Source organism: Pirellulales bacterium, assembly GCA_036490175.1.
In the GTDB taxonomy this organism is placed as follows: Bacteria; Planctomycetota; Planctomycetia; order Pirellulales; family JACPPG01; genus JACPPG01.
Genome location: DASXEJ010000094.1, coordinates 16972 through 29553, shown reverse-complemented (window position 1 = coordinate 29553; position 12582 = coordinate 16972). Strand labels below are relative to the sequence as shown.

The window sequence follows — 12582 nt, the reverse complement described above, 5'->3', positions numbered from 1 at the left end:
TGTTTGACGACGTCGTCGCTCCCGCCGTGGTAGAGTAAATACGGTCAGTCCATCCGCCGGAACTTTCTTCTCCCCTTCATTTTCTCTGTGCCTTTGTGTCTCTGTGGTGAAAACCAATCGTTTACCTACCGGCGCACCTTCACTCCTCGTTCTTCTCGCGCTTGCGTCCGTCGTTCAAGCGGCGGCGCCTGCGCAATCTCCAGCGGCCGCAGCGGCACAACTGGCGGCCGACTATCGCACGCGGCTCGAGGCTTTGGCCAAGTGGTGTGACGAGCACAAGCTCGCGGAGCAGGCGGCTCGCACGCGAGGCTGGGTGCCGCGCCCGCAGCCTGTGACGCTCGAGGTTCCGATTCTGCCAGCAAGCCCGGATTGGAATCCGCCGGCCGACGCGTCGCCAGACGTTCGCCAGTGGTGCAGTCGATTCCAACAGTTGCGCGAAGAGCGGGCCAAGGAATTGTTCGAGCTGGCGAAGCAGGCGTTGAGCAGCCATCGGCCGACGCTGGCTTTCGAGCTGCTTACAGCCGCGGTGCGTGAAAACCCGGACCATGCCGAGGGCCGGCGCATTTTGGGCTACGAGCAATTCGAGGGGCGCTGGCGGACGCCGTACGAGGCGACCCAGGCCCGAGCGCACAAAGTCTGGCACGCTAAATACGGTTGGCTGCTGCAAGATCGCGTGGCGCGTTACGAGGCCGGCGAGCGCTACCAACTGGGCCGTTGGTCGAAGGCGGCCGACGATGCCCGGCGGCACGCCGATATCGCCCACGGCTGGGACATCGAGACGGAACACTACCACGTGCGCACTGACCACAGCCTGGAAGAAGGCGTGCGGATGGCCACGCGGCTCGAGCGGCTGTATCGAGCCTGGCAGCAGCTATTCGTGACGTTTTACGTGAGCGAATCCGAGCTGCGCCGGGCGTTTGCCGGCGGCGCGGTCGAGGCTCGCCGCCCGGCGCGCCACCAGGTGATTTATTTCCGCGATCGCGATGAGTACGTGGCCGAGATGCAAAAAATCGATCCCCGCGTGGGCATGACCACGGGCTATTATTACCCGCCGCAGCGCAAGGCCTACTTCTTCGTTCCCGCCGAGCCGGACGACAGCATCGTTTACCACGAAGCCACGCATCAGCTTTTCAACGAGATGCGTCCCGTCGTGCCGCTGCCGGGCCGCGAGGCCAATTTCTGGGTGCTCGAGGGCGTCGCCTGTTTCATGGAGTCGCTCGTCGAGCGCGACGGTTTTTGCGTGCTCGGCGGACTGAATGCCGTGCGCTTGGGCGGCGCACGCCAGCGCTTGCTGGTCGATCACTTCTACGTGCCGCTGGCTGAATTGGCGGATATGAGCATGGATCGTCTGCAACACGACGAGCGCATCCGCAGCTTGTACACCGAGGCCTCGGGCCTGACCTATTTCCTGGTATTCGACGGCGATGGCCGCTTTCGCGACACGCTGGTCGCCTACCTGGTCGCCATCTATACTGGCCGCGACCGGCCCGGAACCCTCGCGCAGCTCACCGGCAGCGATTATCCGCGGCTGGATGCCGAATATCGGGCGTTTGTGCAGGCGACCGCCACCGGCCGTAGCGATTAACCCGGGCCGGTTGAAGACCAGGATTGGGATGCCGTGACCATCGCCTTCGGATTGCTGATTAGCGTGCTGACGATTGTCGTGCACGTGGCGCTGGCGATGGCCGTTTACGACGACGCCAATCGTCTGGACACGGGCCGAGTGCAGCCGCTGGCGATTTCGCCCACGGTCTGGACTTTGACGGCGCTGTTGGGCGGCTTGCCGGCGGTTGCCGTGTATTGGGTCATTTATCACTCCAGCCTGCGGCGCTGAAGATCGACTGAAAAACAACTTCGTTATTTTTTGGGCCCCCTCACCCTACCCTCTCCCACAAAGGGGAGAGGGGTTGTGGAGAAGTTGTTTTTCAGTCGATCCTTAAGTCGCCCGATCGAGTCGCCCATGCCCACCGCTCGCCCTTGGATTCTGGCCGAGACCAACTACGGCTATGTGAAAGAGCATCCCTACGAAGTGGCCGTGCTGCCGCTGGGCGCGACCGAGCCGCACAACTTGCACCTCCCTTACGGCACCGACACGCTCGAGGCCGACGCGGTGGGCGAGCAGATTTGCGCAGCGGCTCACGAGCAGGGTGCCCGCGTCGTGCTGCTGCCGACGATGCCCTATGGCACCGAAACCAACCAGATGAATTTTCCGCTGGCGATGAACGTCAACCCATCGACGCTGGGGCGCGTGATTACCGACCTGGTCGATTCGCTGGTGCATCACGGCGTTCGCAAGATCGTGCTCTTGAACAGTCACGGCGGCAACGATCTCAAGCCGCTGCTGCGCGAGCTACACGGCCGCGGCGGCTCGCAATTGTTTCTGTGCAATTGGTATCGCGTGCTGGCAGACATTGAGCACGAGATCTTCGACGATGCTGGCGACCACGCCGGCGAGATGGAGACATCGGTCATCCTGGCCTGCCACCCGCACCTGGTCGCGCGGCGTGCCGACGGCAGCCTGGCGGCCGACGAAGGTCGCATGGCGGACACGCGGTTCGAGGCGGTCAATCGCGGCTGGGTGACCATCACCCGGCCCTGGCATTTGCTCACGACCAACAGCGGGGCCGGCAACCCGCACCCGGCCACGGCTGAAAAAGGCCGGCAAATGATGGCCCGGCTCGTCGAGCGGCTATCCGGCTTCCTGGTCGAACTCTCGGCCAGCAAGCTCGACGAGCGATTTCCGTACTAGCGCGAAGCGGATCGCTGTTTAGGGGCGTTTTCCGTAGCCCAGTCCTTCAGGACTGGGTTCCGCGACCGAACGCGCGAGCCATCGCCCGATTCGATGCGGCCGACGGCCGCATCGAATCGGGCGATGGCATTGGCGCGGCCCCCAAAAACCCAGTCCTGAAGGACTGGGCTACGGAAAAATGCGTTCTTTTCGCCCTCGATTCCACCTGCTTGAGGGGACATTTCACCCGTTTGCCGTGGCGCGGCTATAATGCACTGGCCGAACTCCAGCGTCCTTTCCGCTCGCAACGACCTATGGCATCACCGGCCGGCAATCGCGATTCCAAAGCTTCGGCGGCCGGCCAGCCGGCTTCGGCCGCCGGCCAGTTGCCGGTCGAGTGCGATCGCTATATCGAGCAGAAGCTGCAAAAAACCCGGCAGCACTTGCACGCCATCGAACTGGCCGTGGCCGTGCTGGTGCTGTCGGTCGGCTCGCTGGCCTATCTGGCGCTGATGGTGCTGGTCGATCATTGGATCATGCCGCACGGGCTGGGCTTCGGCGGGCGCCTGGCCGCGCTGGGCGTGTTCGTACTGGCCTTCGGCGGCTATGGGCTGGCGTATGTCGTCCCGCTGCTGATGCGCCGGGTCAATCCGCTGTATGCCGCTCGGGCCATCGAGCAGAGCCGGCCGGCGCTCAAAAACAGCCTGATCAATCTGTTGCTGCTGCGTGGCCGGGCCAACGAGCTGCCGACGGTGGTGTACGAAGGCATGCAACACCAGGCGGCCAACGATCTGACGCAGGTCACCGTGGAGTCGGCCGTCGACGGTTCGCGCCTGGTCAAGCTGGGTTACGTGCTGGCGGTCCTGGTCGTGGCCTTCTGCTTGTACAAAGTGCTGTCGCCCAAGGACCCGTTGCGGTCGATCGGCCGCGTGATTGATCCCTGGGCCGACCTGGCCGTGCCGACGCGCGTGCAGATCGACGACGTGCAGCCGGGTGACAGTCAGCAATTGCAGGAACGACGCGTCCGCGTCAGTGCGCTGGTCGAAGGCCTCGAGCCGGGCGAGCCGGTGACGATCTACTACTCGACGGCCGACGGCCAGTTGGTGGATCAGCCCATCCGCATGGAATTGCCCGACAACAGCTACCGCTACGCGGCCGACTTGCCCGACGGCGGGTCGGGCTTGCAGCAAGACCTGTCGTATCGCATCGTGGCTGGCGACGCCATTTCGCGCGTGTACCAGGTGCAGGCGCTCATCGCTCCAGCCATCAGCGTCGAGCGCGTCGACTATCGTTATCCGGCCTACACCGAGCTGCCCCCGCGCACGACCGAGCGGCAGGGTGACTTGCAGGCCATCGAAGGCACGACGGTCACGCTGCACGCCAAGACCACGCACCCGATCAAGACTGCCCACGTGCGATTCGACGACGGAGGCTCGGCTGGCGTTCGCATGTCGTCGAGCGGGCGCGAGGCTTCGTATAGCTTCACTCTGGCAATCAAGGACGGCAAGCCGGAGCACACCGCCTACTATCTGGTCTTCACCGATCGCCAGGGACATTCGTCCGACGACGTCGCGCCGATTCGCTACAAGATCGAAGTCGTGGCCGATTTGCCGCCCGAAGTGGCGTTCGTGCAGCCGCAGCTCGATCCGAAACAAGAACTGTCGATGGCCGAGAGCGGCTCGCTACGGCTGACACTGGCGGCCTCTGATCCCGATTTCAAGCTGGCGAAGCTGACGCTCGAGATCGAGCGCAACGGCACGCCACTGGCGATTCCGCCGCTGGTGACCGATCCGCGCGCCGGGCCGGTCCGCACGGCTTACGTGCTTAACGCCCGCTCGCTGGGACTCAAGGCTGGCGACAAGGTCGAGTTTTGGGCCGTGGCCGAAGACAACAAGCAGTCGCAGCCTGAGCAGAAGCCCAATCGGACGGAGACTCCTAAGTACACGCTGCGTATCCTTTCGCCGCAGCAGCAGAAAAAAGAGCAGGACCAACTGGCCCAGGCCAAGCCGCCCGAAGCGCCGCGTCCCGATCAGCAGCCGCCGGCCGACGGCCAGAAGCCCGACGCGCAGCCGGCCGGCCAGCGGCCTCAGGACCAGCCGCCCGATCAACAGGACGGCGGCCAGAAAAAGCCGCAGCAGGCCGGTGAGCAACAACCCGGCCAGCAGCCTCCCGGCGGTGAGCAACAGGCCGGTGGCGAGCAAAAGCCAGGCGGTCAGCAGAAGCCCGACGAGCAGCGCGTCGATCCCGATGCCGATCCCGGCAAAGCCATTGACGAGATCAACAAGCACTTCGACCAGGACAAGCCGCAAGCCAATCCACAGAACGCGGACGAGCAGGCTGACGATAAGCCCAGTCCGAAGCAAAAGCCGGACGATCCGAATCAGGAAGAATCGCCTGCCGGCAATGGACCCAAGTCATCGGCCCGCAGCCAGAAGCCCGGCGACAGCGGCGACGGCCGCCCGCCCGACAACGGCGGCCAGGCCGGCGACAAGGGCCAGGGCGCCGCAGGCGAAACCGGCCGCTCAAAGGCGGATCAGGCGCCAGCCGGTGCCAACGACCAGGGCAAAAACCCCGACCAGCCCGAATCCGGCGGCCAGGACGAAAAGCCGCTGGGCGCACAGCGGACGGGTCAAACCAAACCGGCCGATCCACAAGCAGGCGGCGAGCCTGGCAAGTCCGACGGTCAACCCGGCGAGCCCATGCCTGGCGGCCAAAACCAGCCCGGCGGCGAGCAACAATCTGGCGGGCAGGGAGGCCAGCCACAATCCGGTCAGCAACAGCCCGGCCAGCCCAAGCCGGGCCAGCAATCCCCAACCGGCGGTCAGCCATCGAGCGGCGGTCAGCAAAAACCCGATGGTCAGCCGGGAGGCCAGCCGCAATCCAATCAGCAGCCGGGCAGTGACGGCAAGGGCCAGCAACCGCAGTCCGGCCAACCGTCGGGCAAACCCCAACCGGGTAGTAAAGAGCAGGGCAGTCAGCAGCCAGGCAAAGGTCAGCAAGGCGAAGGACAGCAGCAGGGGCAGCCCGCGCCCAAGGACAAACCGCAAGACGGCCGGCAACCAGGCGCTCAACCGCAGGCCGACAAGCAGCCGGGCAATCAGCAACCATCCGGTGGCGATCAGCAGCAGTCCGGCGGCAAGATGGGCGAGCAGCCCGGCCGCGATCCGATGGGTAGTCCACAGCCCGGCGCGAGCGATCAGGGTGGCAAGGATCAGCCCGGCAAGGATCCGGGCGGCAAAGATGCGAGCGGAAAAGACCCGGGTGGAAAAGAGCCTAGCGGCAAACCGGCCGGCGACGAAGGCAAAAAGCCGGGCGAGAGCCCGGGCGGCGACAATCAAGCCGGTCAGCCAACTGGCGGCCAGCCGGGCCAAGGCGACAAGGCTGCCGGCAATCCGGGCGATCAGAAGGCAAAGGATCAGCCGACCAATCCGCAGGCCGGCGGCCAGCAAGATGCCAAAGGCGGCGATCCCGATAACGGCAAGGACCAGGCCGGTGCCGGTCAACCGGGCACCGACAAGCAGGGAACTCCCTCGCCGCAAGAATCGAACATGTCGCGCGATAAGCAAGACGATCAGTCGGGCGGGCAGCAGCAGCCGATGAATTCGGGCGAAGGCAGTTCGCCCAGCCGCAGCCCGCAGGATTCGAACTCCAAGGGTTCTGTCGGCGGCGATCAGTCGGGCGGCGGCGAAGAAGGCGGCGGCCAGAAGGCCAATCAATCCGGCACCGGCGGCGCGGGCCAGAACACGGCCTCGGACGACGGCGGCGGAAAGTCCAACGAAAAAGGACCCGGCGAAACCAGCGGCAAACCGGGCGACCAGGCCCAGGCTCAAAAGCCCACGCCCGGCGCCAGCGGTAAGCAGCCCGGCCAGGGTTCGGGGCAGAAGCCAGGCAATTCCAAACCCGGCGGCCAGCAGCAAGCCCGGGGCGGAAATGATCAACCGCAAAATGCACCCCAGGGCGATGCATCGGACGGCACGCCGAGCGGCGCGGCTCAAGGGGGCGGCAAACAGCAGGGAGCCGGCAACCCCGGCGGCGGTGGCTCGGCCGATCAGTACAACGGCGCTCGCTCGCCGCAACAACCGAACCCTGCCGGGCCCGAAGAAGATCCCAATCTGAATTACGCCCGCAAGGCCACGGACCTGGCGCTCGAGCGTTTGAAGCATCAGCTCCAGAAGCCAGGGTCCGACGACTTGCTCAACAAGCTCAAGTGGACGCGTGAAGATGCCCAGCGTTTTATCAATCGCTGGGAAGCCATGAAACAGGCAGCGAAGCAGGACAACGCCGCCGGCCGCGCGGCCCAAGCGCAGCTCGACGAATCGCTCCGCAGCCTGGGCCTCCGACCGCACGGCACCAGCGCCGCCGGCGACCACTATCGCAACCAGCGGCTGCGCAACCTGCGCGACACGGCGCGCACCCGGCCACCGGCCGAATACGCCGATCAATATCGTGCCTATTCCACCGGCACTTCGCAAGTTCGCGGGGCCGAAGATGCGGCCCAGCCGCCGGCAAAATGAGGCGCCTGCAAATTGAGCGCAGATGAGCGACCCGCCCACGCCTTCGCCCTGGATTCTGCGGCCGCACGATCAGCGAACCGTCGCGGTCCTGGTGCTGTTGGGCCTGGTCGCTTTGGCCGGATATTGGCTGGCTGCCGGTGGGCCTTCGGGCGACCTGGTTGAACTCGACCGGCAAACGGTTCGGCCCGCCGAGTTTCGCGTCGATTTGAACACGGCCCCCTGGCCCGAGTTGGCCCAACTGCCCGGCCTGGGCGAAACGCTGGCCCGCCGCATCGTCGAGAGCCGGCAGCTCGATGGCCCCTATACCACGCACGACGACCTGCGGCGCGTCTCTGGCGTCGGCCCCAAAAAGCTGGCGAAGATCAAGCCGCACCTGCTGCCGATATCGAATCCTACAGCCGTGCCCCTCGACACGAGCACAGCCCCGAGCGATGACCAGCAATTGCAAAGCAGAAACTAGCTTTGAATGGGGCGGAAGTCGTTAGCTAGGGGCGTGAACCCCTGGAACCGCGAGTGGCGCGACATTCATAAGCCCTGAAAGGGCGACAGAGGAGTGCCGACCTTTCAGGGCTCAGAGGAATCGTGCGATTGCCTTCCACGGGCTCACGCCCGTGGTTTACGCCCTTTCAGGGCGAAGAACTATCGCCGGTTGCGGGCCACGACGCGGTGGAAGCGCAATTGCACTTCGCCGTCGACGACGCGGCGCACGCCTTCCACCAGGCAGCGCGGCTCATTGTCCTCCTGCCCCAATCGCATCACATCGGCCAGCGGCAGGCCCGGCGGCACGGTAAACGGCTGCTGGTGAATGATCTGGTTGCCGGCATCCAGGTCGGGCACGATGAAATGACACGTCGCTCCGTAGGTGAGCATGCGGCTGGCGTAAGCATCGTGATAGGGACGCAAGCCGGGAAAGCTCGGCAGCAGGCCGTGATGCAGGTTGATGATACGGCCGCCGGCGTATTTCCAGCAACTGCTGGCCGGCAGCACTCGCATGTAACGGGCCAATATGATGTAGTCGACTTCGTACTCATCGCACAGCGCGATGAGCCGCTCGTCGTCGGTATTGCCCTGCTCATCGCCCACCAGGTGCCAGTCCACGCCGAACTGCTCGGCCAGCGACCGGCAGTTCGGGCGATTGCCAAGCATCACGGCGGCATCGGCCCGCAGTTGACCGTCGCGCACGGCCCGCAGCAGGGCCAGCGGCGGCTCGAGCCGAAATGTGGTGCAGATGGCCAAACGCGGGCGGCTGGCGCGCAGCTCGGGCGACCAGACGCGGATCGACAACTGCTTGTCGCGGCCGATTTCGTTTACGGCTTGCTGCAAGGCCGGCATCTCGTTACCGGGCAGTTCGATCCGCAACAGCATCGCAAACAGCGACTGCTCGTCGTGATCGTACATCTGGATCTCGGCGATGTTCGCGCCGCGACCGGTGACGTAGTGGATGATGGGATCGGCCAGCCCGCGGTTGTCGGGGCCGACGGCAGTGATGACGACCTGCATGATGTTCCCAATGCCGCAGCTAGCGAGGAAAAGCACGAACACGCCGGTAGCGGAATTCGTGAGAATTCCGCAGCCTTGCCGGCAACTCGGTCGGAAGTCGCACGACTTCCGCTACTTGGGCGCTCGGAGAGTTCGCCGCTTCCGCGACGTTTAGCGGTCCGGCTTGCTATCCGGCACCGGCAACACCGGGGGCTTTGGCCGGGGCGGGTGGCCCAGATCGAAGCGCAAGCGTCGGACACTCCGCGGCTCGCTACGGATTTCGGCTTCCCGGTTCGTACGATTTTCCATCCTTGGAAGACTCCTCATCAAGCCGCCGGCAAAATGTCGACCAATCCACCACGGCGCGAAGGTATCGCATTGCCGAGCGAGCGCCCAATGCCCGAGAATAACCGCCGCCACCGGCCGCTACAATCGGGATTACCGCTGCGGTCGGTGCTGCGGGGGCTAATATCGGTGGCCGCAGGGAGACCAGACAGCCACGCATCGACAGCGACCCACGGCCGGGCGATTGACTTGGGCACCGTGCCTGTCAAGATAGGGAGGTTATTGGAAGTTGCAGGAAAATCCGAGTCTTTCCAGACGCCGCAACGATCGGCCGACGCAGCCGGCCCATCTTAGCTCAAAAATCCTGTCACTTGCTCCAACCCGCGGCTGCCCGCTTCCACGCGCTTCTTTCAACTGCCTTTGCGTCCACCGGGCATAGGACCCGGCGCATTAATCCAGCATGCCAGCTCCGCGCGAAATTGTGATCACCGGCATCGGCGTGGTTAGCCCATTGGGCATCGGCCTCGATCCGTTCTGGGACGCACTGCGTACGGGCCGCAGCGGTGTGGGGCTGATCGCGGGGCTGGACGCGAGCAGCCTGCCGGTGAAGCTGGCCGCCGAGATCCGGGATTTCGATCCCATGCAGTTCGTCAAGCCGCGCAAAAGTCTCAAGGTCATGGCCCGCGACACGCAATTGGGGATGACCGTTGCCGCAATGGCGCGCGAGCACGCGCGCTTGGGCCCCGGCGCCGTCGACCCCGATCGGTTCGGCGTGGTGTTTTCGGCCGATACGCTCAATCCGTCGCCCGACGACAGCATCGAAGCCTATGTGCCGTCGATCGTCGACCACGAATTCCACATGGAGAATTGGGGCACGCTCGGCCTGGCGAATTCGTTTCCGTTGGGCATGCTCAAGCTGCTGCCCAACATGATCGCCTGCCATATTTCCATCGCCCAGGATGCGCGCGCTCATAACAACACGCTCTACACGGGGGAAGTGTCGTCGCTGCTGGCCTTGTCGGAAGCCGCGCAGGTGATTGCCCGGGGAGCGGCCGACGTGATGCTGGCCGGTGGGTCGAGCAGTCGCATGCAGCCGATGGATTGGGTGCGCAGTTGTCTGATGCACGAACTTTCGCACCGCTCGGACGAACCCGAGCGGGCCTCGCGGCCATTCGACTTGAATCGCGACGGCCAGGTCCGCGGCGAAGGCGCGGCAGCGCTGGTGTTGGAAGAGCGGCGCCATGCCGAGCGCCGCGGCGTGCCGATCCTCGGCCGCTTGCTGGGGTTTGCTTCCAGTTGCGATCCGCGGCCCACTGTCGCGCCGGCCGGCACGGGCCTGGAGCGGGCAATCGTCGCCGCCTTGCACCAGTCTGGTTTCGAGCCGCGATCGCTGGGGCATATTAATGCCCACGCGCCCAGCACGCGTGCGGAAGATCGGATCGAGGCGCAGGTGCTGGCCCGCGTTTGCCCCGAAGTCCCGGTCACGGCGCTGAAGAGTTATTTCGGCAATCTGTATTCCGCCGGGGGCGTGGTCGAAACGGCCGGCAGCATCATGGCTTTGAATGCCGGCCTGGTCCCGGCGACGCTCAATTACGAGCAGCCCGACCCGGAGTGTCCCGTGAGTGTGATTGCCCGTGAGCCACTGGCCGGCAGCGCCGCCTTGGTTCTCAAAGTCAGCCGCACGGCGGCCGGCCAGGCCGCAGCCCTGGTCCTGGCCGGCCCCTGACGGCAGTCGCCATCGGTCCGCGCTCGTCGATCGGCCGGCGAATGCCTGCACCCCGGCTCCGTTCATCGCGCGAGGTCTGCATTGCCCCGGGCGCGACCCCAGGCTGCAAGCAACGCGGCAAACCGAGCCCCGGCGGCCATTTCCAGTGGGTTTGCCGAATTGCCAGCACGCATGCACAAGAGTGCCGAGCCGGTGCCAGCGCAGGTTGCAAGTTTTCAGCGATTGCAGTAACCTAACGGCCTTCGGCATGCTTGAATCGGATGCAGGGCTAGCCCGCGGCAGCCCAATTAACGCGCGAACCCGCGCCGCGACAAAAGCATCATCCAATCGTGCAATTCTCCCATCGGGGCGTAGCTCAGCCTGGTAGAGCGCTACGTTCGGGACGTAGAGGTCGCAAGTTCAAATCTTGTCGCCCCGACTTTTGCAAACTCAAGAGTCCCAAGAGTTTGCAGCAGGAAGAAAAAAACTGGAACCCAAAGGGGTGTCCAGAATTCCTGTCCAGAATAGGATGAAAGAGACCCCGCCCGAGTACGAATCGGGCAGGGTCCGAGCAGACCTTCCTTGGCCTTCAACAGGGTCAACTAAAAGGAGGGTCGCATGGCTCGCATTGCAAAACCGTGGTTCTACAAGCAGACCGGCTGGTGGATGGCCTACGTCGGCGGGCAGAAGACAAAGCTCGCCGAGGGCAAATCCAATCGAAGGGCTGCTCAGTCTCGGCTCGATGAGCTTCGCGATCTCGCCGAAGCCAATCCCGATCCCGACAGCGGCGAACACACCGTTGCCTCGATCATCGAGCGGTACATGGGCATCGTGTTCCCGACGCTCGGCGTCGAGACGCGGAAGGCCCGATTCGGGTATCTCCAAGACTTCGCCGAGGCTCATGGCGATCGTCGGGTTGCAGACTGTCGCAAGGATCATCTGCAAGAGTGGCTGCTCAAGCACAAGTCGTGGAAGAGCGACTGGACGAAGCGCAGTGCCCTTCGTGCCGTGCAGGGAGTCTTTTGCTGGGCGGCTGATGCCGATCTGATCCCGAAGAATCCGTTCCGCAAGATTCGCCAAGCAGCAGGGAGCCCGCGTCGGGACATGACATTCGACGAGTTCCGGGCCATCCTGCGGACGACTGCCGGGTATTACAAGAAGCGTCCCACACCCGGTGCTCGCTTCCGTCAGATTTTGTTTTTTCTTTGGCTGACGGGTTGCCGTCCGGCGGAGGCTGCCAAGCTTCGTTGGGACGAAGTGGACCTCGACGGCGGGGTGATCGTGCTCCGTCACCACAAGACGATCAAGACGCAACGAAAACCCAAGCCTCGTATCGTGCCGTTGGTTCCGGTGGTGGTCAGTCTGTTGCGGCATATCAAGCGTACCAGTCGGGGAGATCGTGTTTTCTCGACCCACCGCGGCACGCCGTGGAATCGCTACAATCTTGGGCTTCGTGTGCGTCGTGCCCGCGTGAAGGGAGGCGTGTCCGACGACGTGAAGCTCTATGGGGTCCGCCACGCCTTCGGAACACGCGGCATCGTCAATGGGCTGGACATCAAGACGCTTTCGCACTTGATGGGCCACGAAACTACCCAGATGACTGAGCACTATCTCCATCTTGCTGGTCGCCGCGATTATCTCGCTGCCGCCATGCAGACCGTAAGCGGTCGCCGTCCAGGTGCTTGAACAGACGTGGAGATGATTTCTTCGGGAACACGGTGGCATCCTGCCGCCGTGTCTCCCGTCTCGAATCGATGTACCGCTGAAGTTCCGCCTCCTCGACGCGGAATCCTTTTCTGAGGCCGGTCCTGACGATGGCCAGGAGACCGGCATTCTTCAACACATAGACCTCCTGCACGGAACAGTTGAGT

At 64.3% G+C, this 12582-nt stretch carries 8 protein-coding genes and 1 tRNA gene; 8 read left to right on the top strand and 1 reads right to left on the bottom strand.

Features of this window, described 5'->3' with window-relative positions; all coding sequences use genetic code 11:
* Positions 1-106: 106 nt before the first annotated feature.
* The 5 genes from VGG64_06700 to VGG64_06680 all read left to right on the top strand — a co-directional run bounded on the left by VGG64_06700 (position 107) and on the right by VGG64_06680 (position 7702).
* Positions 107-1585 (top strand): hypothetical protein, encoded by a 1479-nt coding sequence (locus VGG64_06700; protein HEY1599272.1) that lies wholly within the window; start codon positions 107-109, stop codon positions 1583-1585.
* Positions 1586-1618: 33 nt separating this feature from the next.
* Positions 1619-1834 (top strand): hypothetical protein, encoded by a 216-nt coding sequence (locus VGG64_06695; protein HEY1599271.1) that lies wholly within the window; start codon positions 1619-1621, stop codon positions 1832-1834.
* A gap of 126 nt (positions 1835-1960) precedes the next feature.
* A complete protein-coding gene (locus tag VGG64_06690) occupies positions 1961-2749 on the top strand; it encodes a creatininase family protein (GenBank protein HEY1599270.1) in 789 nt (262 codons plus the stop codon).
* 293 nt (positions 2750-3042) lie between these two features.
* Positions 3043-7242, top strand: a complete 4200-nt coding sequence (locus VGG64_06685; GenBank protein ID HEY1599269.1) for a hypothetical protein — start codon at positions 3043-3045, stop codon at positions 7240-7242.
* 22 nt (positions 7243-7264) lie between these two features.
* On the top strand, positions 7265-7702 hold the full coding sequence (locus VGG64_06680; GenBank protein HEY1599268.1) for a helix-hairpin-helix domain-containing protein: 438 nt from the start codon (positions 7265-7267) through the stop codon (positions 7700-7702).
* Between the two features lie 179 nt (positions 7703-7881).
* Here VGG64_06680 and VGG64_06675 read toward each other — a convergent pair whose 3' ends face one another.
* Positions 7882-8742: a formyltransferase family protein gene (locus tag VGG64_06675; GenBank protein ID HEY1599267.1), complete on the bottom strand. Its 861-nt coding sequence runs from the start codon at positions 8740-8742 to the stop codon at positions 7882-7884.
* A gap of 724 nt (positions 8743-9466) precedes the next feature.
* On the opposite strand from VGG64_06675, the gene VGG64_06670 reads away from it, so the two are divergent.
* The 3 genes from VGG64_06670 (at position 9467) to VGG64_06660 (ending at position 12397) form a co-directional block, all read left to right on the top strand.
* Complete coding sequence (locus tag VGG64_06670) at positions 9467-10732, top strand: beta-ketoacyl-[acyl-carrier-protein] synthase family protein (GenBank protein HEY1599266.1); 1266 nt, start codon at positions 9467-9469, stop codon at positions 10730-10732.
* Positions 10733-11076: 344 nt separating this feature from the next.
* Positions 11077-11150: transfer RNA gene (locus tag VGG64_06665), tRNA-Pro, on the top strand.
* 227 nt (positions 11151-11377) lie between these two features.
* On the top strand, positions 11378-12397 hold the full coding sequence (locus VGG64_06660; protein HEY1599265.1) for a site-specific integrase: 1020 nt from the start codon (positions 11378-11380) through the stop codon (positions 12395-12397).
* Positions 12398-12582 lie beyond the last annotated feature (185 nt).

What these genes read in the sequence shown, in the direction of transcription:
- VGG64_06690 (HEY1599270.1), top strand. Translation starts at nt 1,961, where the DNA reads ATGCCCACCGCTCGCCCTTGGATTCTGGCCGAGACCAACTACGGCTAT.
- VGG64_06685 (HEY1599269.1), top strand. Translation starts at nt 3,043, where the DNA reads ATGGCATCACCGGCCGGCAATCGCGATTCCAAAGCTTCGGCGGCCGGC.
- VGG64_06680 (HEY1599268.1), top strand. Translation starts at nt 7,265, where the DNA reads ATGAGCGACCCGCCCACGCCTTCGCCCTGGATTCTGCGGCCGCACGAT.
- VGG64_06675 (HEY1599267.1), bottom strand. Translation starts at nt 8,742, where the DNA reads ATGCAGGTCGTCATCACTGCCGTCGGCCCCGACAACCGCGGGCTGGCC.
- VGG64_06670 (HEY1599266.1), top strand. Translation starts at nt 9,467, where the DNA reads ATGCCAGCTCCGCGCGAAATTGTGATCACCGGCATCGGCGTGGTTAGC.
- VGG64_06660 (HEY1599265.1), top strand. Translation starts at nt 11,378, where the DNA reads ATGGCCTACGTCGGCGGGCAGAAGACAAAGCTCGCCGAGGGCAAATCC.